At 62.6% G+C, this 25,599-nt stretch carries 24 protein-coding genes and 2 tRNA genes; 8 read left to right on the top strand and 18 right to left on the bottom strand.

All coding sequences use genetic code 11. The features are described from left to right. The first annotated feature begins 62 nt into the window (after window positions 1-62). Complete coding sequence (locus tag ACN5AZ_RS02675) at window positions 63-2,606, top strand: penicillin-binding protein 1A (RefSeq protein ID WP_419427294.1); 2,544 nt, start codon at window positions 63-65, stop codon at window positions 2,604-2,606. A gap of 14 nt (window positions 2,607-2,620) precedes the next feature. Here the strand turns inward: ACN5AZ_RS02675 and ACN5AZ_RS02670 are convergent, their stop codons facing one another. After that, window positions 2,621-3,460: an aminoglycoside phosphotransferase family protein gene (locus tag ACN5AZ_RS02670; RefSeq protein ID WP_419427293.1), complete on the bottom strand. Its 840-nt coding sequence runs from the start codon at window positions 3,458-3,460 to the stop codon at window positions 2,621-2,623. 72 nt (window positions 3,461-3,532) lie between these two features. Between ACN5AZ_RS02670 and prfB the strand changes: the two genes are divergently transcribed. Next, the gene (prfB, locus tag ACN5AZ_RS02665) at window positions 3,533-4,657 is read left to right on the top strand and encodes a peptide chain release factor 2 (RefSeq protein WP_419427292.1); all 1,125 of its coding nucleotides are present in this window, start codon (window positions 3,533-3,535) and stop codon (window positions 4,655-4,657) included. Between the two features lie 87 nt (window positions 4,658-4,744). Here prfB and ACN5AZ_RS02660 read toward each other — a convergent pair whose 3' ends face one another. Next, window positions 4,745-5,089, bottom strand: a complete 345-nt coding sequence (locus ACN5AZ_RS02660) for a hypothetical protein (RefSeq protein WP_419427291.1) — start codon at window positions 5,087-5,089, stop codon at window positions 4,745-4,747. A gap of 307 nt (window positions 5,090-5,396) precedes the next feature. Between ACN5AZ_RS02660 and ACN5AZ_RS02655 the strand changes: the two genes are divergently transcribed. Further along, on the top strand, window positions 5,397-6,188 hold the full coding sequence (locus ACN5AZ_RS02655; RefSeq protein ID WP_419427290.1) for a DUF2189 domain-containing protein: 792 nt from the start codon (window positions 5,397-5,399) through the stop codon (window positions 6,186-6,188). On the opposite strand, the gene ACN5AZ_RS02650 is transcribed toward ACN5AZ_RS02655, so the two are convergent. After that, complete coding sequence (locus tag ACN5AZ_RS02650) at window positions 6,149-6,910, bottom strand: helix-turn-helix domain-containing protein (RefSeq protein WP_419427289.1); 762 nt, start codon at window positions 6,908-6,910, stop codon at window positions 6,149-6,151. The two genes, ACN5AZ_RS02655 and ACN5AZ_RS02650, sit on opposite strands and share 40 nt — an antisense overlap. Before the next feature lie 287 nt (window positions 6,911-7,197). Between ACN5AZ_RS02650 and ACN5AZ_RS02645 the strand changes: the two genes are divergently transcribed. Then, the gene (locus ACN5AZ_RS02645) at window positions 7,198-7,530 is read left to right on the top strand and encodes a hypothetical protein (protein ID WP_419427288.1); all 333 of its coding nucleotides are present in this window, start codon (window positions 7,198-7,200) and stop codon (window positions 7,528-7,530) included. A gap of 82 nt (window positions 7,531-7,612) precedes the next feature. Here the strand turns inward: ACN5AZ_RS02645 and ACN5AZ_RS02640 are convergent, their stop codons facing one another. The 9 genes from ACN5AZ_RS02640 to ACN5AZ_RS02600 all read right to left on the bottom strand — a co-directional run bounded on the left by ACN5AZ_RS02640 (window position 7,613) and on the right by ACN5AZ_RS02600 (window position 14,647). Then, the gene (locus ACN5AZ_RS02640; protein ID WP_419427287.1) at window positions 7,613-8,257 is read right to left on the bottom strand and encodes a DUF1236 domain-containing protein; all 645 of its coding nucleotides are present in this window, start codon (window positions 8,255-8,257) and stop codon (window positions 7,613-7,615) included. Between the two features lie 180 nt (window positions 8,258-8,437). Then, window positions 8,438-9,514 (bottom strand): 2'-deoxycytidine 5'-triphosphate deaminase, encoded by a 1,077-nt coding sequence (locus ACN5AZ_RS02635; protein ID WP_419427286.1) that lies wholly within the window; start codon window positions 9,512-9,514, stop codon window positions 8,438-8,440. A 123-nt stretch (window positions 9,515-9,637) separates the two neighbouring features. Beyond that, window positions 9,638-9,714 (bottom strand) — tRNA-Pro (locus ACN5AZ_RS02630). A gap of 90 nt (window positions 9,715-9,804) precedes the next feature. Further along, on the bottom strand, window positions 9,805-11,121 hold the full coding sequence (locus tag ACN5AZ_RS02625) for a MerR family transcriptional regulator (protein ID WP_419427285.1): 1,317 nt from the start codon (window positions 11,119-11,121) through the stop codon (window positions 9,805-9,807). Window positions 11,122-11,133: 12 nt separating this feature from the next. Further along, window positions 11,134-11,436, bottom strand: a complete 303-nt coding sequence (gene ihfA / locus ACN5AZ_RS02620; protein ID WP_419427284.1) for an integration host factor subunit alpha — start codon at window positions 11,434-11,436, stop codon at window positions 11,134-11,136. A gap of 116 nt (window positions 11,437-11,552) precedes the next feature. After that, window positions 11,553-12,554, bottom strand: coding sequence for a beta-ketoacyl-ACP synthase III (locus ACN5AZ_RS02615; protein ID WP_419427283.1), 1,002 nt, complete (start codon window positions 12,552-12,554; stop codon window positions 11,553-11,555). 61 nt (window positions 12,555-12,615) lie between these two features. Then, entirely contained in the window at window positions 12,616-13,686 is a 1,071-nt protein-coding gene (gene plsX / locus ACN5AZ_RS02610) for a phosphate acyltransferase PlsX (RefSeq protein ID WP_419427282.1), read from the bottom strand. Window positions 13,687-13,708: 22 nt separating this feature from the next. After that, window positions 13,709-13,915, bottom strand: coding sequence for a 50S ribosomal protein L32 (gene rpmF, locus ACN5AZ_RS02605; RefSeq protein WP_419427281.1), 207 nt, complete (start codon window positions 13,913-13,915; stop codon window positions 13,709-13,711). Between the two features lie 153 nt (window positions 13,916-14,068). Next, a complete protein-coding gene (locus ACN5AZ_RS02600; protein ID WP_419427280.1) occupies window positions 14,069-14,647 on the bottom strand; it encodes a YceD family protein in 579 nt (192 codons plus the stop codon). A 91-nt stretch (window positions 14,648-14,738) separates the two neighbouring features. Here ACN5AZ_RS02600 and ACN5AZ_RS02595 point away from each other — a divergent pair, with 91 nt between their 5' ends. The 3 genes from ACN5AZ_RS02595 to ACN5AZ_RS02585 are packed head-to-tail and all read left to right on the top strand — an operon-like array spanning window position 14,739 to window position 17,853. Beyond that, a complete protein-coding gene (locus ACN5AZ_RS02595; RefSeq protein ID WP_419427279.1) occupies window positions 14,739-15,197 on the top strand; it encodes an outer membrane protein assembly factor BamE in 459 nt (152 codons plus the stop codon). Window positions 15,198-15,200: 3 nt separating this feature from the next. After that, entirely contained in the window at window positions 15,201-15,995 is a 795-nt protein-coding gene (locus tag ACN5AZ_RS02590) for a GNAT family N-acetyltransferase (protein WP_419427278.1), read from the top strand. Window positions 15,996-16,026: 31 nt separating this feature from the next. Continuing rightward, on the top strand, window positions 16,027-17,853 hold the full coding sequence (locus ACN5AZ_RS02585) for an ABC-F family ATP-binding cassette domain-containing protein (RefSeq protein ID WP_419427277.1): 1,827 nt from the start codon (window positions 16,027-16,029) through the stop codon (window positions 17,851-17,853). On the opposite strand, the gene ACN5AZ_RS02580 is transcribed toward ACN5AZ_RS02585, so the two are convergent. After that, window positions 17,850-18,953 carry an AbrB family transcriptional regulator gene (locus ACN5AZ_RS02580; RefSeq protein WP_419427276.1) on the bottom strand — a complete coding sequence of 368 codons (1,104 nt, stop codon included), beginning with the start codon at window positions 18,951-18,953 and terminating at the stop codon, window positions 17,850-17,852. The genes ACN5AZ_RS02585 and ACN5AZ_RS02580 overlap by 4 nt on opposite strands. A 95-nt stretch (window positions 18,954-19,048) precedes the next feature. On the opposite strand from ACN5AZ_RS02580, the gene ACN5AZ_RS02575 reads away from it, so the two are divergent. Beyond that, a complete protein-coding gene (locus tag ACN5AZ_RS02575; protein WP_419427275.1) occupies window positions 19,049-20,158 on the top strand; it encodes an acetoin utilization protein AcuC in 1,110 nt (369 codons plus the stop codon). A gap of 21 nt (window positions 20,159-20,179) precedes the next feature. Here ACN5AZ_RS02575 and ACN5AZ_RS02570 read toward each other — a convergent pair. The 5 genes from ACN5AZ_RS02570 to gpt all read right to left on the bottom strand — a co-directional run bounded on the left by ACN5AZ_RS02570 (window position 20,180) and on the right by gpt (window position 25,587). After that, window positions 20,180-20,253, bottom strand: a tRNA-Gly gene (locus ACN5AZ_RS02570). A gap of 76 nt (window positions 20,254-20,329) precedes the next feature. After that, entirely contained in the window at window positions 20,330-21,844 is a 1,515-nt protein-coding gene (gene trpE / locus ACN5AZ_RS02565; protein WP_419427274.1) for an anthranilate synthase component I, read from the bottom strand. A gap of 14 nt (window positions 21,845-21,858) precedes the next feature. Then, window positions 21,859-23,703: a peptidyl-prolyl cis-trans isomerase gene (locus ACN5AZ_RS02560; RefSeq protein ID WP_419427273.1), complete on the bottom strand. Its 1,845-nt coding sequence runs from the start codon at window positions 23,701-23,703 to the stop codon at window positions 21,859-21,861. A gap of 30 nt (window positions 23,704-23,733) precedes the next feature. Then, complete coding sequence (locus tag ACN5AZ_RS02555) at window positions 23,734-24,933, bottom strand: aminotransferase (RefSeq protein ID WP_419427272.1); 1,200 nt, start codon at window positions 24,931-24,933, stop codon at window positions 23,734-23,736. 144 nt (window positions 24,934-25,077) lie between these two features. Then, complete coding sequence (gene gpt / locus ACN5AZ_RS02550; RefSeq protein WP_419427271.1) at window positions 25,078-25,587, bottom strand: xanthine phosphoribosyltransferase; 510 nt, start codon at window positions 25,585-25,587, stop codon at window positions 25,078-25,080. Window positions 25,588-25,599: the final 12 nt, after the last annotated feature.

The raw sequence follows: 25,599 nt of genomic DNA, 5'->3' as shown, positions 1-25,599 counted from the left end.
GGCGATAAAACCGCTAAGCGGACGGGGCAGGCTGTTCCTTCCCCAACACATGAGGGCTGTGCGTGACGCGGTTCATTCTTTCGATATTCGGTGGCATCTTTGCCGTGGCAACGATGGGCACGATGATGATCGCCCTGACCATCGGCGCGGTGTTCTGGATGTATGGCCGCGATTTGCCCAGCCACGAACATCTGGCGCAATACACACCGCCCACAATCAGCCGGATCTATTCGTCCGAGGGGCGCGTGATTGATGAATTCGCGCAGGAACGCCGCCTGTTTACCCCCGCCAACGAGATCCCTGAGCTGGTGAAGAACGCCTTTATCTCGGCGGAGGACAAGAATTTCTACACCCACCAGGGCTATGACCTGCGTGGGATCATGGCGGCGGCGGTGCAGGCCGTGCAGTCGGGCGGGCGCGATGTGCGCGGTGCCTCGACCATCACACAGCAGGTGATGAAGAACTTCTTGCTCTCCGGTGACCGTCGTGCGGAGCGCAAGATCAAGGAAATCATCCTTGCCGCACGGGTGGAGGAAGCGCTGTCCAAGGACAAGATCCTTGAGCTGTACCTCAACGAGATTTTCCTTGGACAGAACAGCTTTGGTGTGACCGCAGCGGCGCAGACCTATTTCAACAAATCCCTGTCAGAGCTTGCCCCGCACGAGGCGGCAATGCTCGCCTCGATGCCCAAGGCGCCGTCGGATTACCATCCGGTCCGCCGCAAGGAGCGCGTGACCGCCCGCCGGAACTTTGTGCTCAAAGAGATGTTCGAGAACGGCTACATCGACCGCGACACCTACGAATCCGAGGTCGCCCTGCCGCTGCGCTCTGTGCAGAACGGCGATTTCGAACCCTACTCGGGCTCGCTGCCGCCGCGTGATTATTTCACCGACGAAATCCGCCGCCAGTTGAGCCGCGATGTGGGGGAGGAACAGTTCTTCTCTGGCGGCTATTCCGTGCGCGCCACGCTGGACCCGGAAATGCAGAACGAAGCCGCCCATGCGCTGCAACGTGCGCTGGAACAATACGACCGTGGCTTGGGCCGCTGGCGTGGCACGGGCAAGACCATCGACACGGCGACCTTGGGCGACGAGACCGCGTGGCGCGACGCGCTGTCAAAGGTCCGCGTGGCCCGCGACGTCGATCTGGTCGCGCCGTGGCACGTGGCCGTGGTGCGCGAAGTGCGCGAGAACTCCCTGCTGATCGGGATCGAGGATATCGCGCTGGACGATCCGCGCGGGATGGAGCTGCCGCGCTCTGACACCAACTGGTTTACCGGCAACCTGTTCGACAATTTCGAGGCAGGTGACGTGATCCACGTGCGCGAAATGGTCGAGGACGGCTCCGGCAACTTCATCCGCTGGTCGCTGCGGCAGGTGCCGCAGGTGCAGGGCGGGTTCATGGCGATGGACGTGAACACGGGCCGCGTGATTGCCATGCAGGGGGGCTTTAGCTACCAGAACTCGGTGTTCAACCGTGCCACGCAGGCGAAACGCCAGCCGGGCTCGTCGTTCAAACCCTTTGTCTACGCGGCGGCGTTGGACAGTGGCTATACCCCCGCCACAATCGTCGTCGACGCCCCGATCGAGATCAACACCCCCCAAGGGGTCTGGCGTCCGAAAAACGCCTCTAACCAGTTTTACGGGCCGACGCCGCTGCGCACGGGTATCGAAAACTCGCGTAACCTGATGACGATCCGATTGGCGCAAGAGGTGGGTATGAACACCGTGGCCGATTATGCGGAACGCTTTGGCGTCTATGACAATATGGGTCGTGTTCTGGCGAACGCGCTTGGCGCGGACGAGACGACCTTGTTCAATATTGTCGCGGCCTACGCGATGTTCGCCAATGGCGGCGAGCGCGTGCAGCCCACGCTGGTTGACCGGGTGCAGGACCGCTACGGCAACACGGTCTACAGCCACGACACGGCGCAGGGCAATGCGCGGGTCTGCGTGGATTGCGCCGATCCCAACCTCCCGCAGGGCCGCAGCCCGCGCATTGTCAACGACCGCGAGCGGGTCATGGACCCTGTCACGGCCTATCAGCTGACGTCGATGATGCGCGGTGTTGTGGAACGCGGCACGGCCTCCAAGACGGTGAAGCTGAACGTGCCCACCGCAGGCAAGACCGGCACCACCAACGATGCAAAGGACGTCTGGTTCGTGGGCTTCACCTCGAACATCGTGGCAGGCTGCTACATCGGCTATGACACGCCGCGCAGCCTTGGGCGCGGGGCGTCGGGCGGTGGTTTCTGCGGCCCCGTCTTCACCCAGTTCATGCGTGAAGCGGTCAAGAAATACGGCGGCGGCGAATTCAAAGTGCCCGAAAGCTGTAATTTCGTGAACATCGACCGGTTCAGCGGTGCGCGTCTGGGAGATGGGGCCTCCGGCCCGAATGTGGTGTCGGAATGTTTCCGCGAGGACGACCTGCTGAACGGGATCTGGGGCATCCAGCTGGACGGTGGCTTTGCGATCTCGGGCAGTTTTGACCTGATCCGGCCCGATGGTGGCGCGGTGGCGAAAGAAGTGACCACCTCCACCGGCAAAAAAGCGGTTGTCGGGCCCAAGGCGGGCTTTGGCACGCTGTCCTCGGGCGGTCTGTACTGAGGCGGGTCCCGGCGCTAAACGGCGTCGGGGGCCTGCGCCAGCAAAAGCTGTAACAGATCCGCCTCTGTATCAAAGGCGAGCGGTCCCTTGCTGCGCAGCGCAATGGAATGGGCGCATTTGACCGCAGCCCAGGCCGCAAGCCGTGGCGCTGGCACCTTGAGCGCTTTGGCATATAGGGTCAGATCATGGCGGATGCGGTCGGGATCGCGCAGCCGGTCCGGGATGCCTTTGGGATTGCGCAGGGCATTTGCCAGCTCGAACGCCGGATCGCCCACCAGCCCCTTGGCGTCAAAGGCGCGCGGCCCGTCTGCGGTGAGGATCACGTTGTCATGGTGCAGATCGCCGTGCAGCGGATGGTGCAGCACCGTGGTGGCCAACAGACGCCGCGCCAGCCCTATGCTGCGCTGCATGTCCTGCGCCAGATCAGCGGGGCAGCTTGGCCCCGTCGTCAGATCCCAAAGTGGCGTCAGCCATTGGTCCAAAGGCGCGAAGGGCGCAACAGGCAGCTTCTGCAGTGTCAGATGCAGCACGCGGGCGGTGCGCGCCAGATGCTCTGCCGCCTCGTCATCGCGGCCCTCGCGCGACATCTGGCCCAAGGTCGGGCCGTCAAGATACTCTATCAACACGGCAGCGTCTGTTCGTGACAGAATACGGGGCAGGGCGGGGCTGGCGGCCGTCTGCATCAGGGTCAGGCCGGTTGCTTCGTTGCCTGCATCGCCACGGCGGTAGATCTTGACCACCGCTCGGCCGCGTCCCCGCCGCACGCGGTAGATATCCGCCACCCCCGTACGGGCCAGCCGCTGCGGGGACATGACGCCAAAGACCGCCAACGCATGTTGCAACCCGTCGCTCACCTGCAATCCCCACCTTGCCCGTGTGTCATACCGCTGGTATCAGGCATGGCCTGAGAACGTAAGGAGTTGGTCATGCGCGCCGAAGCCCAGAACAATGTTGAGAAGATCCAGAAGTCGCTGGAGCTGCTCAAGCAGCGGCTGGGATGGGAGACGGCGCAGCACCGGTTGGAGGAATTCGACGCCCGCATGGAAGACCCCAATCTGTGGGACGATCCGGCGAACGCGCAGAAGCTGACGAAGGATCGTCAGGCCCTGGTGACGGCGATGGACACCTACAGCGCGCTCAAGCAGGAGATGGAAGACAGTGTCGAGCTCATCGAACTAGGCGAGATGGAAGAGGACGAGGAAGTCGTCTCTGACGCCGAAGCGACGCTGAAATCACTGGTCGAGAAAGCCGCCAAGAAAGAGCTGGAGGCCTTGCTGGACGGCGAGACCGACGGCAATGATGCCTTCCTCGAGATCAAATCCGGCGCAGGCGGCACTGAGGCCTGCGATTGGGCCAACATGCTGGCACGGATGTATGTCCGCTGGGCGGAGAAGCGCGGTTTCGAGGTCGAGCTGCAGGAAGAGACCCCCGGCACCGAGGCAGGCATCAAATCCGCCACCTACCAGATCAAGGGCCAGAACGCCTATGGTTGGCTGAAGTCCGAAAGCGGCACGCATCGCCTTGTGCGGATCTCGCCCTTCGGCAAGGGCACGCGCGAGACCTCTTTTGCCGCTGTTGGGGCCTATCCGGTGATCGATGACAATATCGAGATCGAGGTCAACCCGGCGGACATTCGCATCGACACCTACCGGTCGTCAGGTGCGGGTGGTCAGCACGTCAACACCACCGACTCGGCGGTTCGGATCACGCACCATCCCACGGGGATTGTGGTCACCTCCTCCGAGAAGTCCCAGCACCAGAACCGCGATATCGCGATGAAAGCGCTGAAGTCCCGTCTGTATCAGCTGGAGCTGGACCGCCGGAATGCGGAGGTCAACGCACTGCACGAGGCCAAGGGCGACGCAGGCTGGGGCAACCAGATCCGGTCCTACGTTCTGCAGCCCTATCAAATGGTCAAGGATCTGCGCACCAACCATGAAACCGCCGACACATCGGGCGTTCTGGATGGGGATCTTGATCCGTTCATGGAGGCGACGCTGGCCATGCAGGTGTCCGGCAAAAGCCGCGCCGACGCCCGCGCCGAGGATTGATTACGCGCTTGCCTGTGGGCTGACCCCTAGGTGCGCTGTAGTTAAGGGTCGTCCGCAAAGGGCGGCCCTTTTGTCATTCTGGATGGTTCAGGCGAGCGAGGCGTAGAACCCTTGCCAACCGCGTGGTTCGGGATAACGGGCCTGAATGCGGCGACGCAGTTCCGGCGCCTGCGTGCGATACCACTGCGCGAATGTTTCAACCACACGGGCGCCGCGACGAACCTTCCACGTCACGCTGTCGCGTTGGGTCGCGGGGCAGATCAACCACGGCGGCTGCTCTATATCATAGTCCTCTGGGAGGGTCTCGTCGATTTCATCCAATGCGGCGCGAAGACGAGCGAACCCGTCCGGCGTACGCATCAGAGCGGAGACATCTATATGTCGGATATGTCCATCCTCATCCCGGCGGATCGGGGCAGTTTCCATATTCATTACTAGGCTCCTGTACGCATACGTCTATTCAGCAGCATAGGCCGTGAACAATATGTAAACAGATGGAGCTGCGGTTTGGTTCCCTGCTCCTAATTTATTGTAAATGATCACTTTTCGGGCAGTTTGACGCGCCCTGCCTATGACACACGCATTGCGCGAACAGCCGCCTTCTAACCTGTCTTTCAGATGTCCATTTTGTATGCGTTGACGCAACGCTATCCCTTGGGGATAACATTCTTCGATGGATGATCGGACAAGCATAACCGCAGAGACAGCCTTTGGCCCTGCGTCTTTGAGACCCGTTACAATGGCGGATTTCAAATCCGCCCTACGATCCGGTCTGCGTGACATATCGCGCGCGCCCGCTATGGCGCTGCTGCTGGCGTTGCCTTGGGTTCTGGGCGGCTGGTTCATGGCGTGGCTGACCACTGCCACCGGGCAAAGCTACTGGCTGGTGTTTGCCGCGATCGGTTTTCCTTTGCTCGGGCCCTTTGCCGCTGTCGGTTACTACGATATCAGCCGTAGGTTGCAATCGGAATATGCGTTGGACCGGAAAGCCGTGTTTGCGGTGATCCTGCGCCAATCGCGTCGGCAGTTGCCCTCGCTGTGCGCGGTGATCCTTGTCATGTTTTTGTTCTGGTTCTTTCTGTCGCACATGATCTTTGCCCTGTTCATGGGCCTATCGACCATGACCAATGTCAGCAGCAGCTTGCAGGTGTATCTGACCATGAACGGGCTTGCTATGCTGGCGGTGGGCAGCCTGATTGGTGCGGGCTTTGCCTGCGTGCTTTATATGATCTCGGTTCTGGCGCTGCCGATGCTGCTGGACCGTGAGGTGGATTTTGTCACCGCGATGATCGCGTCATTTGGCTTTGTCCAGCGTCAGCCCGTGTTGATGTTGGGCTGGGGGGTCTGTTTGGGAACGGCGACACTGATAGCGCTGCTGCCCATGTTTCTGGGACTGTTGTTTGTGCTGCCCCTGTTCGGCCATGCGTCCTGGCATCTGTATGATCTGCTGGCCCATGACACATCACAGGCCAGCACGGCGGAGGCCGGTGATCAGACGATATCTTCGCCGACCTTCAGCAAGGTGCGGTGATAGGGCATGAGGTCTGATGCCGTGCAGAACCCGGCCGAGCGCGCTGCAGGCAGCACATCCGCCAAGCCCGTGCCGAGGAATTCGTAGATCTGCCGTTCAAACCGCCGGCCTGCCACGTTTTCACGCACCGGGCGCGCCACATACCCGACCCAGTAGTTGTTCTGGAACGTCGGCACGCGGGCGAGATAGTTGAACGTCGTGCTGGCCGCGCCCTTGCGGCTGACCATGACCGCTATGCCGTCTTCCTGTGGGATGGCAGTGCCGCGAAATTCCCGCGTTGCGGGGTCTGTTGGCAGTCCTTGGGCGGCAAGCGCCTCTTTGGCCTCGAAGCCTTTGACAAAGGTGCCGCCGTCGGCGCGGAAGACATAGATGATCCCCTGAACATAAGCGGCATCATCAACAAAGGAGCGGCGGGTGAAGCGGAAGAATCCCGAAGGGAAATCCTCTTCGGCGACGGGCCGCGCGCTGCCTCCAAGGTAATCGGCCACGGCGGCGTTCATCTGCGTCGTGGCGTCGGCATTGATCACCTTGTCCACGGGCTCCAGCAGGATCCGCGCGTCGACGTCGAAATAGGTGCAAATGCGGTGCAGCACATCAGGGCGCGGGAAGCTCTCTCCGGCGAGGTAGCGGTTGTATTGGGTCCGGTTGATGCCCAGCTCGCGGCAGAGCGCCGAAATGGACACGGCCCGTTGCGACAACTGACGCAGGTTGGCCCCAAGCATGCTTCGAAGCTCCGAGGGACTCGGGCGGCGTGGGCGTGTCTGGGGCGGTTCGGCGGTCATAGGCGTTTCCCGTTTTGATGGAAGTTTACCACTGGTCAACGACCTAAGGGAAGATGTGCTGTCCAACTGTGTCACGACCTGTCTCCCTTTCGCGTCAGTACTGATGCTTAACAGGGTCAAACGTTGCAAGTTGCGATACAAAAATCAACCAGCCGACGCCGGAAAAGATATGTTTCGAAGATGTCCTTTGCGTCACTGTTGAATTGAAGCGACGTGAGGTGGACGCAATGCAGCGCGAACAGATGACGGGTGTCGTACTTTGGGCCAACGAGGGACATTCCTCGGCGGTGGTGTGGTGTGACGACCACGGCGACCTTGCCTATTTTTCGAGCGGTGACAGCCTGCACGAGGGCGTCACGCTGGATGCGGGCGATTTGATTGCCTTTGAAGTGGCGCAGGATCGCGACGTGCGCAGGGTGAACAATCCGCGCACCCTGGATCGGGGGCATGCGCCGCAGCTGGCGGCGGATCTCGGACGCAGCCCGGCGCAACGCCGGCGGCCCGGCCCACCGGCAGCACTGGCGGAGGTCATTCCGTTCAGGCAACGCGCTTACGGTTGACGCCGCGACCCGGGCAAGACGAAAGCCTGCCACAGAATGCGGCAGGCTTTTTGGTTTTCGGACGAAACACGACCGGCGTTGATTACCGAACGATGTAGACGATGCGGCGATCCTCGGGGTTCACCACCACCGGAGCATCGTTGACGTAGGCGTAGGAGTAATCGGTGTCAGGCACGGTGTAGATTTCGACGTTCTCCGGAATACCGGCACCCACGACAACTTCACCGTTCAGATACACCGGCTCGACCGGATTCTGCGTGACATAGGTCACGGTCTCGTCCGCGGGGGCAGAGGCACCACCGGCAGCACCAAGGATCGCGCCAGCAGCCACGGCCGCCGGACCGCCGATCAGCAGCGAGGCGGCACCGGCCCCGAGCGCTGCACCTGCGGTGGCGTCGGCTGCGTTGTTATCGACCTCGATGGTTTCGATTTCCATGGTGGAGCGGTTTTCGTAGATCACCGTGGGTTCCGGCATGGAAGTGTTCAGCAAATAGGGGCTGTAGGCCCAGCCCTCGGTGCCGTCAAAGGACACTTTGCACCAGTCAGATGCGGTGCAGCCCTCGACATCGACAACGGCGTCCTGCGGCATGACGGCCACCACGGCAGAGGTGGGGTTGGGGTCCGTGCGCAAGTTCAGCTCGGTTGTGGTCGACGCGGTCACAGCGGCCATCAGCGGTGTGGCAGCAACAGCAGTAAGCGCGGTGGCGAGGGTCAGGTTCTTCAACATCGTCTGTCCTTTCGAGACTGTGAGTGGCGGTCGACACATCGGTCGCCGCTCGTGGCAGTCCAACAAGAACGGATGATAAGTTGTTCCCGAAGCTAGATAAAACCGTCTTTTGGGTTGGCAGATATCTGCCTCTTGCCCTTACGGTATGGGCGGGAATATGCAGGTTCCGCGCCCGAGCCGTCAACTGCGGAAATGTTTCGACAGCTTCAGGCCCTGACCTTGGTAGTTGGATGCGATGTCCTGCCCATAAAGCTGCGCGGGCACCTCGGACATGCGCTCGTAGACCAGTCGCCCGACGGTTTGGCCGTGTTCCAGCACAAAAGGCGCCTCATGACAGCGCACCTCCAACACGCCGCGCGCACCAGAACCACCCGCCGCCGCATGGCCAAACCCGGGATCAAAGAAACCGGCGTAATGCACGCGGAATTCGCCCACCATCGCCAGATAGGGCGCCATCTCGGCCGCATAGCCGGGCGGTATGTGGACCGCCTCTTGGCTCACAAGGATGTAAAACGCGCCGGGGTCAAGGATCAGCCGGCGCTTGTCGCTGCGCAGCTCTTCCCAGAACTCTTGTGGGTCGTATTCGCCGATCCGGTCCAGATCGATCACGCCGGTATGCGGTTTCGCGCGGTAGCCCACCACGCCATCCTGCGTCGGTTGCAGATCGACCGAAAACCCAAGCCCCGCGTCAATGACGGCATCACCGCCGTTAACCAGTTGCACCTCCGCATGCAGCGCGCGCAGGTCCGCGTCGCTCAGCACGGACTGGCCGCGTCGAAAGCGGATCTGGTTCAGGCGCATTCCCGGACGCACCAGAACGGAAAAGCTGCGCGGGCAGATTTCAGCGTAAAGCGGCCCTTTGTACCCTTGGGGAATGCGGTCAAATTCAACGCCACCGTCAGTGATGACCCGCGTCAGCAGATCCAGCCGCCCGGTGGAGCTTTTGGCATTTGCGATGGCGGTGATGTCATCGGGCAGGGCCAGCTCTTCCATCAGCGGGACAAGGTAGACACAGCCCTTTTCCAGAACCGCCCCATGGGACAGATCCACCCGGTGCATTTCAAATTCATCGATACGCGATTGCACACTCCGCGACTGACCCGCCAAAAAGGATGCCCGCACGCGATAGGCCGTGTGCCCCAACCGCAAATCCAGACTGGCCGGTTGCATCTGACCTTCGGCAAAGGCCGTGTCGCTGCGCAATGCACCTTGGGCGATCAAAGTCTCGATTTGCTGGCTGGCCAATACGCCTGTCATGGATGTCCCTCCGTTTGGAAAATCCATAGCAATGACCGCAGGGAAAGGCGAGACACCAGACACACGAAACCCCGGCACAAGGGCCGGGGTTTCGGGGTTGGGATGTGATCCCATGGGGTGTTTTGGTCGGGCTAGCAGGACTCGAACCTGCGACCTTCCGTCCCCCAGACGGACGCGCTACCAGGCTGCGCCATAGCCCGACTTGTCCGGCGCTTTTATCGTATTGGACGGCGCGTGCAACCCCTTTGATGGTGAAAAAATCACCAAGGGCGCAAGTTTTTCCGCCGTCTTTAGGATTGCGGTGGCTGTGCCTGTGCCAATTGCCGCAGCGCGGGCATTTGTGCTTTGATCGCAGAGGCTTGGTCGGCGTTCAGACGGCTGACACGCGCCGCGAGTCCCAATAGACCGGGGGAGACAACGGCAGGGCCTGCGTCCTCTGGCTGGGCGAAATCGGGCAGGCTCAGACCGCTGGCCGCGGCCGCAGGTCCAGCAACGTCGGCTGTTGCTGTCTCTGGCTCCTCTTGCGTCTCTTCAAGCTCTGCCATGTCCTCGGGGGCGTCGGTGTCCTCGGCGGCTGGATCTTCGGCAAATGCCGTATCATCCGCCGGAACCGGTTCTTCGATGGCGTCCGGAATCACTGTCTCTGTCGCCATGTCCGGCACTTCCACCTCTGCCAGATCGTCATCGGCAAAGATATTCTCGCCCGGCTCATCCCCGTCGGGGGTGTCGGACAGATCAAAGGTCAGGGCGTCTGTGTCCGGCGTGTCCGCTGCAGCCGCCGGAGCACCGGTTTCTGGCGCGATTTCGCTGGGGGCTTCCGGTTCCGGAAGGCCATCGTCCGTGGGCAGCGTGGCAATGTCGGGCAGGGGCGCGATCAGCGGTTCTTCGTTTTCCAGAGTGGCGGGTTCGGCAGCGGTGTCAAAGACCGGTGTATCCTCGGCCAATGTGTCCGGCGCATCATCAATCACCGAATCATCTTCGCCCGACAACTCCGTGTCATCAAAGGCGAAAACCGTCTGATCCTCGTCTGCCATTGTCTCGGGGTCCTCGTCGGATGGCGCGTCAGGCGCGGCGCGTTTTTCGGCGTCATCAGGGGCTGTTGCGGGCGCGGACATCTGCGGATCTGACGCGACCGGCGTTGCAGGCTCCCCCATCTCTGTCGCCTCAGGCGTCATTTCCGTGGCGTCCGGTACTGTCGGGGGCACGGGATCTTCGACCGGTGCGTCGGGCGTGACGTCCTGAGGCTCGGGGTCGCGGCGGAAGGCCACGACAGAGCTCTCGGTGCTTTCCTCGGCCTCGATAAAAGGCGCGTCCTCGATCTGATCTTCTGGATCGACAGGCATGGACATGGCACAGACATGGCGCACGCCCTGTTCGCGCAGGATTTTCTGCACGCCTTTGATGGTCATGCCATCATCGTGCAGCAACTTCTTGATTCCGCCCAGCAATTCCATATCGGCAGGTCTATAGTACCGGCGACCGCCGGCCCGTTTCACGGGTTTGACCTGCGTGAATTTGCTTTCCCAGAAACGCAGAACGTGCGCCGGGGTTTCAAGCCATTCCGAGACTTCGGAAATGGTGCGAAACGCGTCGCGCGATTTTGACATACGTCAGGTGCCTCAGGATTTGTTGCCCGCCGCCACACGGTCTTTCATCAGATGAGAGGGGCGAAAGGTCAGCACGCGGCGCGGCTGGATCGGAACCTCTTCGCCGGTTTTCGGATTGCGGCCCACGCGGGCCGCCTTGTCGCGCACCGAGAACGTCCCGAAAGACGAAATCTTGACCTGCTCGCCCTCGACCAGAGCGTCGGACATATGGCCAAGCACCGCCTCTACCAGATCGGCGCTTTCGTTGCGTGACAGACCCACTTCGCGAAAAACAGATTCGCTCAGGTCCATTCGTGTCAGGGTCTTTTCGCCCATAATCAGTCCCTCCCAGCAAGGTTTTTGAAGACTATGCGCGGGGCAAAAGCCAAGTCAATATCAATGGCTTGGCTTTTAAGTGTTTCCTAGCGCTGAATGCCGCAAAGGCGCGCGATTTACCAGCGCAGCAGCACCGACCCCCAGGCCAGACCGCCACCGATCGCCTCTGTGACCACAACATCGCCGGGTTTGATCTGCCCGCGTGCCTTGCCCACCGACAGCGCCAGCGGGATCGAGGCCGCCGATGTGTTGCCGTGATCCTGAACCGTGGTGACCACCCGATCCATCGGCAGGCCCAGCTTCTTGGCGGTGCCGGCGATAATGCGGATATTGGCCTGATGCGGCACGACCCAGTCGATCTGTTCGGCGGTCATCTCTGCCTTGGCAAGCGAGGTATTCGCGGTCGAGGCAAGCTTTTCCACCGCATGGCGAAAGACCTCGCGGCCCTCCATGCGCAAAAAGCCGGTTTGCCCGGTGGAGGTCCCGCCATCCACATACAAGATGTCACGATAGCGCCCGTCGGAATTCAGGTCAGAGGCCAGAATGCCCCGATCTGCATTGGTGCCCGATCCCTCCTGCGCCTCCAGCACAAGCGCACCGGCCCCGTCGCCGAACAGCACGCAGGTGCCCCGGTCGGTCCAGTCCATGATGCGGCTGAAGGTTTCGGCCCCGATGACCAGAACACGCTTTGCCTGACCGGAGACGATCAGCGCATTGGCGTTGGTCAACGCATAGACAAAGCCCGCGCAAACCGCCTGCACGTCAAAGGCAAAGCCTTGCGTCATACCCAGTTTGTCCTGCACCATCGTGGCGGCAGAGGGGAATGTCAGATCCGCGGTTGAGGTCGCCAGAACGATGGCGTCAATGTCATCTGCGACCAGACCCGCATCCGCCAGCGCGGCCTCACAGGCTTTGACGGCCAAGTCTGAGGTCGTCTGCCCAGCGGCGGCGAAATGGCGGCGTTCGATGCCCGACCGGCTGCGAATCCAGTCGTCGGATGTGTCCAGCTTGATGGTCCCGTCGATCACCCCATCAAGGCCATCGGCGAATTCGTGATTCTCCACAATACGGTCGGGGAGATAATGGCCAACTCCGATTACGGTGGCGCGTGTCGTCATGTGTTTAAGTGTCCTTCTGCCCGGCCGCATCCTGCTGTGCCGTAGCGTCAGTTTCAACACCTCAGGTGTCAGTTTTTTCCAAACTTTGTGCCACGCGGGCGGCAAGCCGCTCACCAAAGCCGGACTGCGCCAGCTGGAACGCCAGTTTGACGGCGGCCGAGACGCCGGTGGCATCGGCAGAGCCATGGGATTTAACGACAGTGCCGTTCAACCCGAGGAAAACCCCGCCGTTCACGCGGCGCGGATCGATCCGTTTCTTTAAGCGTGTCAAAGACGTCAGCGCCAAAAGCGAGGCGATCCGTGACAGCGGAGAATAGGCAAAGGCCTCTTTCAGCAGATCGCCGATCAAAGAGGCAGTGCCTTCGCCGGTTTTCAGCGCGACGTTGCCGGTAAAGCCGTCGGTGACGATCACGTCACAGCGGTCGCCCGGAATATCGCCGCCCTCGACGAATCCGACAAAATCGAAATTCGACTGCTCCGCATGGGCTGCGATCAGGTCGTGGGCTTCTTTCAGCTCGGCGCGGCCTTTGTGTTCTTCGGTGCCGACGTTCAGCAGACCGATGCGGGGCCGGTCCAGATCCAGACCGTTGCGCGCGTAGGAGGTGCCCATCAGCGCATATTGCAGCAGATCCTGCGCATCGGCGCGGATGTCTGCGCCCACGTCCAGCATCACGTTGAACCCCTGCGGGTTGCGTGAGGGCCAGAGAATCGCAATGGCGGGGCGGTTCACGCCCGGCAGCTTGCGCAGCCGGATCATCGACAGCGCCATCAGCGCGCCGGTGTTGCCGCAGGAGACGGCCACGGTCGCCTCTTTGTCGCGCACCGAATCCACCGCCGACCACATGGAGGTGTCCTTGCCCGTGCGCAACACCTGCGAGGGCTTGTCCTCCATCGACACGACACCGGTGGCATCGCGCAGGGTGACACGGCCATCCAGCTCGCGGCGTTTTTCCACCAGCGGGCGCAGCTCGGCCTCGGGGCCGTGCAGAATAAAGGCGATGTCGGGATTTTTTTTCGCAGAATCAGCAATGCCGGCAACAACAGTCGCCGGCCCGCGGTCGCCGCCCATGGCGTCGACAGAGATCACGATACGGGAAGCGCCCCCGGCGGTCAGATCCTTCGAAGAGGTCATGCCAAGGGCCCCGCAATCGCGATTATGCTGCGTCGTCTTCCAGATCGATGTCGTCGGCCTGAGCGATAACTTCGCGCTCTGCGTAGTGGCCGCAGGACGGGCAGACGTGGTGCGGGCGCTTCAGCTCGCCGCAGTTGTCGCACTCGTTCGGGTTTGCCGCTGTGAGGGCGTCATGTGCGCGACGGTTGTTGCGGCGCGACTTCGAAACTTTGTTCTGTTGGACAGCCATGTCTCAACCTTTCTCGAATTGCAGGGTCGAAGCCTGCCTGTGTCTCTTTTGGCGTGGCGCGGCGGCGTGGGAAACGTTCCTCTGACCTGTCCGTGCTGCCATGTTCATGAGCGCGCGAAAATACGCATACCGTTGCGAATAGCAAGCGGATTCTCAGCTCGCGTCGCCGCCCTTGTCCATTTTTTCTTTAAGCGCTGCAAGCCCTGCAAACGGCTTTACATCTTCATCGGTCATGGGCGTGACGCCATCGGCTGCAAATTGCGCATCCTCCAGAGCGACGCCGTCCTTGCGCGGGTAGGGCGGCAGGGCCAGCGACAGCTCTTCGATCATCACCGCTTCAAGGTCGATCGTCTCGCCCAGCGGCTCAAGGCTTTCATCCTCGGGCATCTCTGTCTCCGATCCCGCTTCGGGGTCTTCCAGAAAATGCGCAGGCACGAAACGGCGCAAGACATCTGTATCAATGCGCGTGGTCACAGGCTCCAGCGTGACAATACAGGACTGCACCACAGTGGCCCCGAGCTGACCATCCAGCTGCCAACCTTCGCGACCGCGCGGCGTGATCTTGCCGGTGAAGCGCAGCTTGCGGACGCCGGGGATGTCCAGAACCTGCGCAACGGCATCACGCGCGGCGGCGTCGGGCTCGATGGCAAAGGGCGTCTCGCCGCTTTGACGCAGCCCTGCGACACGCAGGCGGTTGGCATTCGGGGCAGGGGTCTGATCGGCAGATGTCATAAGAGGTGAGGTTTCCTGATCTTGCTTGCGTGGATAAACTTCATTAAGCGAAATATGAGCCTGAGCACGCCAAGACAAGAGGGGCCGGAATATGCACGGCAACGCTACACCATTGAAACTATCGCTTGTCGTTGTGGCAATGCTGGGACTGTCCGCCTGCGAGACCCGTTACCGGTCGCACGGATATGTGCCGTCAGATGCGGATTTGCAGCAGATCGTGCCGGGGGTGGACACGCGCGCCACCGTCGAGGACGTGATCGGCGTGCCCAATGCGTCCGGCGTCCTGAATGAGTCCGGCTTTTATTACATCGAATCCGAGGTAAAGCATTTCGCGTGGCAGCGCCCCACGGTTGTGGACCGCGAAATCGTGGCTGTGACCTTTGATCAGGCCGGTGTGGTCGACAATATTGTGACCTACGGTCTGGAGGACGGGCAGGTGGTTCCGCTGACACGGCGGGTGACGCGCACCTCTGACGGCGACATCTCCTTTATTCGCAAACTGTTCGGCAATATCGGCGGCCTGAACGTCGGCCAGCTGTTGGGCGAATGATCCATGGGCGGTGTGGGGTCCAAGCCCCCGACCGCCGACGCAGGCCCGATCCTGCTGAGCCGCGGCGGCTATCGCGCGCGGCTTGCACAGACCGACGATGATATCGCACGGGCTCAAGCGCTGCGGGGGCTGGCATTCGGCAGGCCCGGAGGCGTGGACCGTGACACCCATGACCGCGACTGCCAGCATGTGCTGATCGAACACCGTGATCTTGATGCGCTGCTGTGTTGTTATCGCGCGCGGCTGTCGCGACACGGGGCGGATGTGGGTGCATCTTATGCCGCACAGTTCTATGATCTGGCGCCGCTGGCACAGTTTTCCGCCCCGATGCTGGAGCTTGGCCGATTCTGCCTGCACCCCGACCACCACGCGCCCGACATCCTGCGCATGGCTTGGGGGGCGATGACCCGTCAGGTGGATGCGGCGCAGGTTGGTCTGCTGTTTGGCTGCGCGTCCTTTGCAGGGGCCGATCCCGACCGGCATCGCGGCGCGCTTGGCTATCTCGGCGCGCGGCACATCGGCCCCGACGAGATGCGACCAGCGCAAAAGGCCCCGCATATCTGTGATCTGGGCGCGCTTGCAGGGGGGCGGGACACGCCGCAGGGGCTGCCGCCGCTGTTGCGCACCTATTTGGGCATGGGCGGTTGGGTCAGCGATCACGCGGTCATCGATCACCACATGGACACGCTGCATGTCTTCTGCGCCGTGCCCATTGCGACCATTCCGGCCGCACGCCAGCGGCTGTTACGGGCGCTGGCCGCTGACGATCCTGAGGGCGGACAGCGCAAGGGCGCTTGACTAGTTCCGCGCGGCCACATAGCTCGGCGGCATGGCTGCACCTTTATTACAACTCTCCGATATCTCGCTCACCTTCGGGGGCGATCCTGTGTTTGACGGTCTGTCGATGAACGTCCACCAAGGCGACCGGGTCGCGCTTGTGGGGCGCAACGGATCGGGCAAATCCACCTTGATGAAAGTCATGGCCGGCCTGATCGAGGCCGATCAGGGCGATCGTGTTGTGCCCACTGGCGTCTCTGTGGGCTACATGGAACAGGACCCCGATCTGTCGGGCTTCGAGACACTGGGGGAGTTTGCCTCCAGCGGGCTGGACGCCTCGGAAATGTACCGGGTGGAACGCGCCTCTGAGGGGTTGAAGTTCGACCCCAATCGGCCTGTGTCCACCGCATCGGGCGGCGAGCGCAGGCGTGCGGCACTGGCCAAACTGATGGCCGAAGCGCCCGAGCTGATGCTGCTGGACGAGCCGACCAACCATCTCGACATCGAGGCGATCCAGTGGCTGGAGGACGAGCTGAAATCCACGCGCACCGCCTTTGTGCTGATTTCGCACGACCGCCGTTTCCTTGAGGAGCTGACCCGCGCAACTCTTTGGGTGGATCGTGGACAGGTGCGCAGGCAGGAGCAGGGGTTCAAAGGGTTCGAGGCCTGGCGCGACAAGATCTGGGAAGAAGAGGACACCGCCCGCCACAAGCTTGACCGCAAGATCAAGGCCGAAGCCCGCTGGGCGGTCGAAGGCATCAGCGCGCGGCGCAAGCGCAATCAGGGCCGTGTGCGCCGCCTGCAGGATATGAAAGCCGACCGCGCCGGACAGATCCGCCGTCAGGGAACGGCTGCGATGGATCTGGCCTCGGGGCCGAAGTCAGGCCGCAAGGTGGTCGAGGTCGAAGGCCTGCAGCATGCCTTTGGCGACAAACCCATTGTGCGCAATCTGGACCTCAAGGTGCAGCGCGGCGACCGTGTGGCTTTTGTGGGGCCCAACGGCGTGGGCAAAACCACCCTGATCCGCATTTTGATGGGGGAAATCACGCCCGACGCGGGCACGGTTAAACTGGGCACGAATCTGGTGCCTGCCATCTTTGACCAGACGCGCGCGCAGCTTGATCCGGAAATGACGCTGTGGGACGCGCTGACCACGGACAAGGACATGCGCGTGTCCGGCCAATCCGATCAGGTCATGGTGCGGGGCGAGCCCAAGCACGTGGTGGGCTATCTCAAGGATTTCCTGTTCGACGAACGTCAGGCCCGTGCGCCGGTGCGCGCGCTGTCAGGCGGGGAAAAGGCGCGTCTGCTGCTGGCCCGCATCATGGCCCGCGAATCCAATCTGTTGGTGCTCGACGAACCGACCAACGATCTGGATGTGGAAACTCTGGACCTGTTGCAGGAACTGCTGGACGATTACGACGGCACGGTGCTGCTGATCTCGCACGACCGTGATTTCTTGGACCGTGTGGCCACGACCACCGTCGCCATGGAAGGGCACGGCCAGACGACTGTGTATGCCGGTGGCTGGACCGACTACCAATCGCAAAAGCGCGAAAACAGCGGCGATGCGCAGCCCGCGCAGACGTCGAAGGGCGGGTCCAAGAAAAGCGCCGACAAAGGCGACAAACCCGCCGCCAAGGCCACCGAGACCGGCCTGTCCTTCACCGAAAAGCACCGGCTGGAGGTGCTGCCCGCAGAGATCGACCGCCTGAACGCGGAAATCGCCAAGCTCGAAGAGTTCCTCGCCGCGCCGGATCTGTTCACCAATGAGCCGCTGAAGTTCCAAAAGGCCACCGATGCCTTGGTCGAACGGCACACGGCTTTGTCGGATGCGGAAGAGGAATGGCTGATGCTTCTGGAGAAGGAAGAGGGCTAGCCGCGTTTTGCGGGCGCGCGGTCTTGCGCCCGCAGACCCAACCGGCGCGCGGTGAGCGGCATCTCGACTACGGTGATCAGGATGCGCACCACATGGTGTAGGCTGACCAGCGCGGGGCTGGCGGCCAGCGACAGCGCGACCAGCGACATCTCTGCCACGCCGCCGGGGGCGAAGGCGATAAACAGATGCAGCCAAGCGATGCCGGTCACATGGCTCAGAGCCGCGGCAAACCCCGCCCCGATCAGCAACATGCCCGACACCGACAGCGCGGACAGCCCAACGGAGCGGCGCAGCAGGGCACCCTCCACCCCCTGAAACCGCAGGCCAAGCGAGGTGCCGATAACCACCTGCGCCACGGCGATCAGCCAGACCGGCAAATGCAGGTCCAGAACGCCGGTCACTGTGGCAAAGGCTGCAATCAGCAAAGGGCCGGTTAATTGCGCGGCGGGCAAGCCGATGCGCGTGCCCGCTGACAGGCCCAAGACAGCTGCCGCGGCGATCAACACCAGCGACAATGGCGGAACGGGCGTGTCCTGACCGGGCAGGGCCATGCCCGCCGCGCTGCCCACCGCCTGACCGGTCCAAAGCGACAGCCCAAGCGGCAGCAGGGTGATCACCACCACAATGCGCAAGAATTGCTGTACGGTCAGCCGCTGGATGTCCGCGCCAGCCGCATCCCCCATGGTGATCGATTCCATCAATCCGCCCGGTGTCGCGGCATAAAAGGCCGTCACGCGATCATAGCCCCCGATGCGGCGGAACACGGCCATGTTGAACAAATGCGCCATTGGCACGAAAACGACCAAGGCCCCAAGCGTCAGCGCAAGATCCGGGGCCATGGCCAGCAGATCCGGCGTGACCTGCGTGCCGATCATCACGCCGATCAGAGCCACGAAAAAGATGCGAAAGCGCGTGGGAAATCCGTAGCTTTCGAAATAGCTTGCAGGGGCGAAGCGGGCAAACAGTCCCGTGGCCATCAGCGCGCCCAGCATCCATGGCATGGGCAATCCCGCACGCTGGGCCAACGCGCCGCCTGCGCCCCCAAGGGCCAGCATCAGCGCAGTAAACGAGTGGGACCGGAGGGATGTTGCGTTGACCATAGCTTTGCATACTGCTGCATACGAAAGGCTTCAACAAAAGCTGGCCGCGATCCGTGTGCCGCCCGCGCAACCCCGTTTTTGCGCGGCTTCGGGGGATGCTAATGCGGGCTAAGCCGGTCTTTATCGGGTCGCCGATCTATCGCGGGTCGATCTACGGGCCGACCCATCCGCTGTCGATCCAGCGGGTGCCAGCGGTGATCGACCTCTGTCGAGCCTTGGGTTGGCTGCCGCCAGAGCTGTACCGCACCTCACCGAGGGCGAAACCTACGGCGCTGACCCGTTATCACACACAGGACTATATCGCGGCCTTGCAGCAGGCCGAGGCCACACAAGCCGTCCCGGATCCCACGCGCGCGCGCCACAACCTTGGGACGGCCTCCAACCCTGTATTCCCCGAAGTGTTCCGCCGTCCCGCGACAGCGGCGGGTGGCGGGCTTTTGGCGGCAGAGCTGCTGCGCAATGGCGGCATCGTCTACAACCCCGGTGGGGGCCAGCATCATGCCATGGCCGACCGCGCCGAGGGGTTCTGTTTCATAAATGAACCGGTCCTGACCATCAAACGCCTGTTGGAGACGGGGCTACAGCGGGTGGCCTATGTGGACATAGACGCCCATCACGGCGACGGGGTCGAGGCCGCGTTTGAAGGCAGCGATCAGGTGCGCCTGATCTCGATCCACGAGGCGCGGCGCTGGCCTTTTACCGGATTGCTTGGCGATGACGCAGGCGGGGCCGCGTGGAACCTGCCGGTGGAACGCGGGCTGAACGACACGGAATTTGCCGTGATTCTCGACCGGTTGATCCTGCCCGTGGTCGAGGATTTCCGCCCTGACGCGATCTATCTGCAATGCGGCGCGGATATGCTGGCCGAGGACCCGCTGGCGCGGCTTGCGCTGTCCAACAACAGCCACCGGCGTGCGGTGCGCGCCTTGCGCCAGATGGCCCCGCGTTTGATCGTGTCAGGCGGCGGCGGCTATAACCCGTGGAGCACGGCGCGCTGCTGGTCCGCTGTCTGGGCGGAGATCGCGGGGTTTGACGCGCCCGACCATCTGCCCGCCGGAGCGCGCGAGGTGTTGGCTGGCTTGTCATGGCACCGTAAGGCGCAACCGGCACCGGAGATGTTAACCACGCTTCTGGATGCCCCGCGCGAGGGAGCGATCAGCCCACAGCTGCACGAGGACATCAACCGTCTGCTGGCGCGTATCTGACAGATGTAAGGAAAGGCAGTCTGGAGCGGGTGAAGGGAATCGAACCCTCGTCGTCAGCTTGGGAAGCTGCTGCTCTACCATTGAGCTACACCCGCCGCCTGTTTCCGTCACTTAGGCCAAACGGAAAACGCGGTCAATCGGGGAAATGGACGTGGCCGCCCCCGATTGCGATCACTGGTTGCCGTGACCGGTAAAGCGCGCGGCATCCGCCGCCGCCCGCCGGATCGCGTTCGATTTATGCACGGTTTCCATATATTCCGCCTGCGGGTCGCTGTCATAGACCACACCGCCGCCCGCCTGAATATACAGCTTCTCGTCCTTGACGATGGCCGTGCGCAGGGCGATGCACATGTCCATATCACCGCCCGCGCTGAAATAGCCGACGCCGCCGCCATAGACGCCGCGCTTTTCCGGCTCCAGCTCGTCGATGATTTCCATCGCACGGACTTTGGGCGCACCGGACACTGTGCCTGCGGGCATCCCCGCAAAGAAGGCGGACAGGGCGTCGTGATCATCCGACAGCTCGCCCACCACGTTGGACACGATGTGCATCACGTGGCTGTAGCGTTCGATGATGAATTTCTCGGTCGGGCGCACGGTGCCGATCTTGGACACGCGTCCGGTGTCATTGCGGCCCAGATCCAGCAGCATCAGATGCTCGGCCAGCTCTTTCTCGTCGGCCAGCAGATCGGCCTCCAGCGCCTTGTCCTCTTCGGGGGTGGCGCCGCGTGGACGGGTGCCCGCGATGGGACGGATCGTGACCTCGTTGCCGAAGACCCGCACAAGGATTTCGGGCGAGGCGCCGATCACCTGAAAGCCGCCGAAGTTGAAATAGAACATGAAGGGCGACGGGTTGGTCCGACGCAACGACCGGTACAGCGCAAAGGGCGGCAGCGGGAAATCCTGCGTCCAGCGCTGCGACGGCACCACCTGAAAGATGTCACCCGCCTTGATGTATTCCTTGGCCTTGTTGACCGCGTCTTTGTAGCCGTCGTGGGTGAAGTTGGACACAGGCTCGCCCAGCTCGGCGGCATCGCCGAGATCGCGGCTGGCCTGCGGCATGGTGCGTTCGAGATCACGCACCGCATCCATGACGCGTTCTGCTGCCTGCGCATAGGCCGCCTTGGCCGATTGCCCCTCGCGGACCCAAGCGGGCGACACCACGGTCACCTCTCCCTTGACCCCGTCCAGCACGGCCACCACGGACGGGCGCATCATCACCGCATCGGGCAGACCCAGCGGATCGGGGTTCACGTCCGGCAGGCGTTCCACCAGCCGGATCATGTCATAGCCGAGGTATCCGAACAAACCCGCCGCCGCCTGTGGCAGATCCTGCGGCAGGTCGATTTTCGATTCCGCCAAAAGCCCGCGCAGCGCGGTCAGCGGATCGTCCTGACACGGCTGAAAGGCATCCGGATCAAACCGTGCCTGACGGTTGATCGACGCGCTGTCCCCGTGGCACTTCCAGATCAGGTCGGGCTTCATCCCGATGATGGAAAACCGCCCGCGCACTTCGCCGCCGGTGACCGATTCCAACACAAAGGCATCCTTGGCAGCGCCCGTCAGCTTCAGCATCAGCGACACCGGCGTGTCGAGATCGGCAGCCAAGCGGGTGTAGACAACCTGATTTTCGCCAGCCTCGTAACGGGTGGCAAAGTCATCAAAGGCAGGGGTCAGGGCGGACATTGCGTGATCCGTTCTTATTGGAAGTTGGCGTGGACCGCGTTGATGGCGGTCTGGTCGACGTTGACACCGGCGCGGGACTGGATGTCTTGCGCCAAGGCACGGAACAGATCCTGTGCCACGTCCTGATCGGCCTGCTGGGCGAAAAGCCCGCGCATCTGTTCGGCGGCATCGCCGTCGGTTTCAGCGGGCAGGATGGTGTCGAGCCGCAAAAGGAAGGCCGTGCCATTGCCGCGCAGGACGGTGACCTCGTCGGCCTCCATCTCGAACACGCGCTGCAGCGCACCGGCAGGCACCTGCGCGCCAAAGGCCGTGCGGGTCAGACCCGCCTCGTTGCGCGGCTGCAGGTTCAGCGTCTCGAAGGTCTCGCCATTCTCGAGCTGGGTTTTCAGCGCCTCCGCCTCGGCTGCAAGCGCTTCGGCGCGGGCGTTGGCCTCGAAATCGGTGGCGACACGGTCGCGGACTTCATCAAAGCCATACGGGGCGGCGGGCTGCACCTCGTCGAGGCGCAGGGCAAAGACACCGCCGTCGCCCAGTTCGGTGATCGCGGGGTAATCTTCCTCGGTCACGGTGTCCGCAGCCTCGGCGAAGGCTTCGTAGCCTGCGATGTCCTCGGAGTTGCCGCCGGTCCAGCCGATCTGGCCCAGCTCCATCTCTGTGGTCTCGGCCAGCTCTTCGAGCGTGACACCTGCGGCCAGTTCGCCGTCGTAGTCGTTGGACTGCGTGTCGATCACGCGGCGGGCGCGGTCCAGCGCAAGCGTGTCGCGCAGATCGGGGATCGCGTCCTCAAAGCTGGTTTCCTGCGCCTGCAACACCGCGTTCACACGGTAAAGCGCGGGGCCAAGATCGGACGGGCCGGTGACGGTTTCGCCGGTCTGCGCGGCAAAGACGGTCTCTGCCGCGTCGCCCAGATCGCCACGGGCGACGTCACCCATGTCGGTGTCCGCCAGCTCCAGCCCACGCGAGGTCACGATGTCCTCGAAGCTGGCCTCGCCCGAAGCGATCCGGTCGATGGCATCCTGCGCCGCCTCGGCACTGGGCATCACAAGTCGTTCGACCAGACGGCGCTCGGGCATGTTGAATTCCGCCTCGCGTTCCTCGTAAGCGGCGCGCAATGCGGCCTCGTCCACCTCGACGCTGTCCACGATCATCGCCGGGGTGATCCAAGCGAAAGTGATCTGCTTTGTCTCGGGGCGGGTGTAGCGGTCCAGATTGTCGTCATAGAAGGCGCGCAGATCGTCCTCGGACGGGACGGGCAGGCCGGTGGTCAGACGGTCGGGGGACAGCTCGGCCCAAGTAAAGGCACGGCGCTCTGCGGCATAGGCGATCAGCGTTTCCACATAGGTGTCGGGCAGGCTGACCCCGCCCTGGACGGCGGATTGCAGCAAGGTGGCCGCGCTTTCAGACCGCAGGTCTTCCTCAAACTGCTGCTCTGAAAGCCCTGCGCTGTCCAGCGCCAGACGGTAGGAGTCGCGGCTGAACTGACCGTCGACCCCCTGAAAGCCGGGCACATTGCGCAGCTCTTCGGCAAGGCGTTCGTCGCCCACGGACAGGCCGATGCGGGCGGCCTCATCCTTGAGCGCGGTGGCCAGAACGACCCGCGACAGCACTGCCTCGGGCAGGCCCGCAGCGGAGGCTTGTTGAAAGCTGACCGCTTGGCCGGTCTGCGCCTGCAACGCGTTGATTTCGGTGTTCAGCGTGCGGAAATAATCCTGAACAGGGATATCCGTGTCCCCGACAGAGCCGATGCTGCGCACATGGCCGCCAAAATTGGTCGCGCCAAATCCGCCAAGGCCCAACAGCAACAACCCCAGTAGGATGTAGCCGCCTGTCTTGCCGACACCGCCTGTTTTCTTGCTCATCTTTGCCTCCCGACGCTGGTCCGGCCTTGTCTAGGCTGTGGTCGCGGGGGGTGCAAGTGCTGGCAGGTCCAGCTGTGCAAGACGTGAGACGAAGCTGCGCAGTTGTTCCTCGTTTGCATTGGCAAAGGCCACGCGCAAGCAGCGTTCCCCGCTGGCGTCGCCCGTGGGTGTGAACATGGTCGCGGGCAAGACCAGCACCTGCGCCTGATCCACCAAGAGCGGCGCAAGTTCAGATGCGCCCATGGCAAAGGGATGTTCCACATAGGCGAAATAGGCGCCGCAGCCGCGCAGTCGCCACCCTTCGGCCGCCAAGAGAGCAAAGCCATCCACCAAGGCCGCACGGCGCGACAAGATTTCAGCGCGTTGCCCACGGGTCCAGTCGCGCAGGTTTTCCAGCCCCCAGCAGGCCGCCATCTGCCCGAAGGACGGCGCGCATATCGCCACGGTGTCTTGGAATTTCTCGATATTGTGCAACAGCTTGGGCGCGGTGAAGATGGCGCCCACGCGGTGTCCGGTCAGCCGGTAGGCCTTCGAAAAGGAATAAAGCTGCACCAAAGTGTTCTGCCAGCCGTCACGCTGCAGCAGATCATGCGGCGCGCCCTCGCGGGAATCGAAATCGCGATAGGTTTCATCCACGATCAGCCGCAGGCCGGTCTCTTGGCACAGATCGAACAGAGAGCGCAGCGTCTCCGCCGGGTATTCCACGCCGGTGGGATTGTTGGGTGTTACGATGGCGATGGCCTTGGTGCGGGGCGTGATCAGTTTTCGCGCCTCTTCGGGATCAGGGATCAGATCGTCGCCGCAGGGCAGGGGCACGGCACGCACGCCGGTCATATCCATCCACATCTTGTGGTTGAAGTACCACGGCACCGGCACGATGACCTCATCGCCCTCATGGGTGAGCGCGGCCAGCGTGGCGGCGAAGGCCTGATTGCAGCCTGCGGTGATTCCCACATTCTCCGCGCGGACCGTGGCGCCGTAATGCGCCGACCAATCCTGTGCCAAGGCGTCCCGAAGCTCCGGCAGGCCCAGAACGGGACCGTACAAATGGCTGGCCGGATCGGACAGCATTTCCGCCATGGCGTCGCGCATCTGGGGCGGCGGCGGGTCGGCAGGGGCGGCTTGGGCCAGATTGATCAGCGGACGCTCGGCCGAGAAGGTCTTTCCCTTCAGCCAGCGTTGCGCCTCGGGGATGGGTGGGAAAAAGGTGGCGTCGGTGCGCGTGGTCATATCAGGCCCTCGTCTGTCGGGCGTTCAGGCTATCAGTCGCCCCCGCAGGTGCAAGCGGTGCCGCGCGCAAACACCCACGCGCCCAAGAAAAAACGCGACTCCCGACCGGGAATCGCGCGTTTGAAACCGCAAAGGCGGGCGGTGTCAGTCGTCGGCCCCGTGGTAGGGTTTCACATATTGCAGCGCCATGTCCCACGGAAAGAAAATCCACGTGTCCTGGCTGACCTCGGTGATGTAGCTTTCCACCTGCGGCTTGCCCATTGGTTTGGCGTATACAGTGGCCACATGCGCCTTGGGCATGTGCTTGCGCACCACTTCAAGCGTGCGGCCCGTGTCCACCAGATCATCCACCACAAGCACGCCGGTGCCATCCCCGATCACATCCATGTCGGGGGATTTGATCACCTTGGGTTCGCTTTGCGTCTGGTGGTTGTAGGATTTGACCGAGATCGTATCGACCATGCGGATGTCCAGCTCGCGCGCGACGATCATCGCAGGGGCCATGCCGCCACGGGTGATGGCCACGACCGCGCGCCATTTGCCATCGTCGGGTCCGTGTCCCTGCAAACGCCACGCCAGCGCGCGCGCATCGCGGTGCAGCTGGTCCCAGCTCACATGAAATCCTTTTTCGTGCGGCAGAAGATTATCGGTCATGGGGTCTGGGCC

Source organism: Sagittula sp. SSi028, assembly GCF_048553715.1.
Taxonomy (GTDB): Bacteria; Pseudomonadota; Alphaproteobacteria; order Rhodobacterales; family Rhodobacteraceae; genus Sagittula.
Note: the sequence above shows the minus strand (reverse complement) of the source record. Positions and strands in the feature narration are given on the sequence as shown.

Excerpts from the sequence above, each read along its gene's own strand:
- prfB (WP_419427292.1), top strand. The coding sequence starts at position 3,533 with ATGCGCGCCGAAGCCCAGAACAATGTTGAGAAGATCCAGAAGTCGCTG.
- ACN5AZ_RS02660 (WP_419427291.1), bottom strand. The coding sequence starts at position 5,089 with ATGAATATGGAAACTGCCCCGATCCGCCGGGATGAGGATGGACATATC.
- ACN5AZ_RS02655 (WP_419427290.1), top strand. The coding sequence starts at position 5,397 with ATGGCGGATTTCAAATCCGCCCTACGATCCGGTCTGCGTGACATATCG.
- ACN5AZ_RS02650 (WP_419427289.1), bottom strand. The coding sequence starts at position 6,910 with ATGCTTGGGGCCAACCTGCGTCAGTTGTCGCAACGGGCCGTGTCCATT.
- ACN5AZ_RS02645 (WP_419427288.1), top strand. The coding sequence starts at position 7,198 with ATGCAGCGCGAACAGATGACGGGTGTCGTACTTTGGGCCAACGAGGGA.
- ACN5AZ_RS02640 (WP_419427287.1), bottom strand. The coding sequence starts at position 8,257 with ATGTTGAAGAACCTGACCCTCGCCACCGCGCTTACTGCTGTTGCTGCC.
- ACN5AZ_RS02635 (WP_419427286.1), bottom strand. The coding sequence starts at position 9,514 with ATGACAGGCGTATTGGCCAGCCAGCAAATCGAGACTTTGATCGCCCAA.
- ACN5AZ_RS02625 (WP_419427285.1), bottom strand. The coding sequence starts at position 11,121 with ATGTCAAAATCGCGCGACGCGTTTCGCACCATTTCCGAAGTCTCGGAA.
- ihfA (WP_419427284.1), bottom strand. The coding sequence starts at position 11,436 with ATGGGCGAAAAGACCCTGACACGAATGGACCTGAGCGAATCTGTTTTT.
- ACN5AZ_RS02615 (WP_419427283.1), bottom strand. The coding sequence starts at position 12,554 with ATGACGACACGCGCCACCGTAATCGGAGTTGGCCATTATCTCCCCGAC.
- plsX (WP_419427282.1), bottom strand. The coding sequence starts at position 13,686 with ATGACCTCTTCGAAGGATCTGACCGCCGGGGGCGCTTCCCGTATCGTG.
- rpmF (WP_419427281.1), bottom strand. The coding sequence starts at position 13,915 with ATGGCTGTCCAACAGAACAAAGTTTCGAAGTCGCGCCGCAACAACCGT.
- ACN5AZ_RS02600 (WP_419427280.1), bottom strand. The coding sequence starts at position 14,647 with ATGACATCTGCCGATCAGACCCCTGCCCCGAATGCCAACCGCCTGCGT.
- ACN5AZ_RS02595 (WP_419427279.1), top strand. The coding sequence starts at position 14,739 with ATGCACGGCAACGCTACACCATTGAAACTATCGCTTGTCGTTGTGGCA.
- ACN5AZ_RS02590 (WP_419427278.1), top strand. The coding sequence starts at position 15,201 with ATGGGCGGTGTGGGGTCCAAGCCCCCGACCGCCGACGCAGGCCCGATC.
- ACN5AZ_RS02585 (WP_419427277.1), top strand. The coding sequence starts at position 16,027 with ATGGCTGCACCTTTATTACAACTCTCCGATATCTCGCTCACCTTCGGG.
- ACN5AZ_RS02580 (WP_419427276.1), bottom strand. The coding sequence starts at position 18,953 with ATGGTCAACGCAACATCCCTCCGGTCCCACTCGTTTACTGCGCTGATG.
- ACN5AZ_RS02575 (WP_419427275.1), top strand. The coding sequence starts at position 19,049 with ATGCTAATGCGGGCTAAGCCGGTCTTTATCGGGTCGCCGATCTATCGC.
- trpE (WP_419427274.1), bottom strand. The coding sequence starts at position 21,844 with ATGTCCGCCCTGACCCCTGCCTTTGATGACTTTGCCACCCGTTACGAG.
- ACN5AZ_RS02560 (WP_419427273.1), bottom strand. The coding sequence starts at position 23,703 with ATGAGCAAGAAAACAGGCGGTGTCGGCAAGACAGGCGGCTACATCCTA.
- ACN5AZ_RS02555 (WP_419427272.1), bottom strand. The coding sequence starts at position 24,933 with ATGACCACGCGCACCGACGCCACCTTTTTCCCACCCATCCCCGAGGCG.
- gpt (WP_419427271.1), bottom strand. The coding sequence starts at position 25,587 with ATGACCGATAATCTTCTGCCGCACGAAAAAGGATTTCATGTGAGCTGG.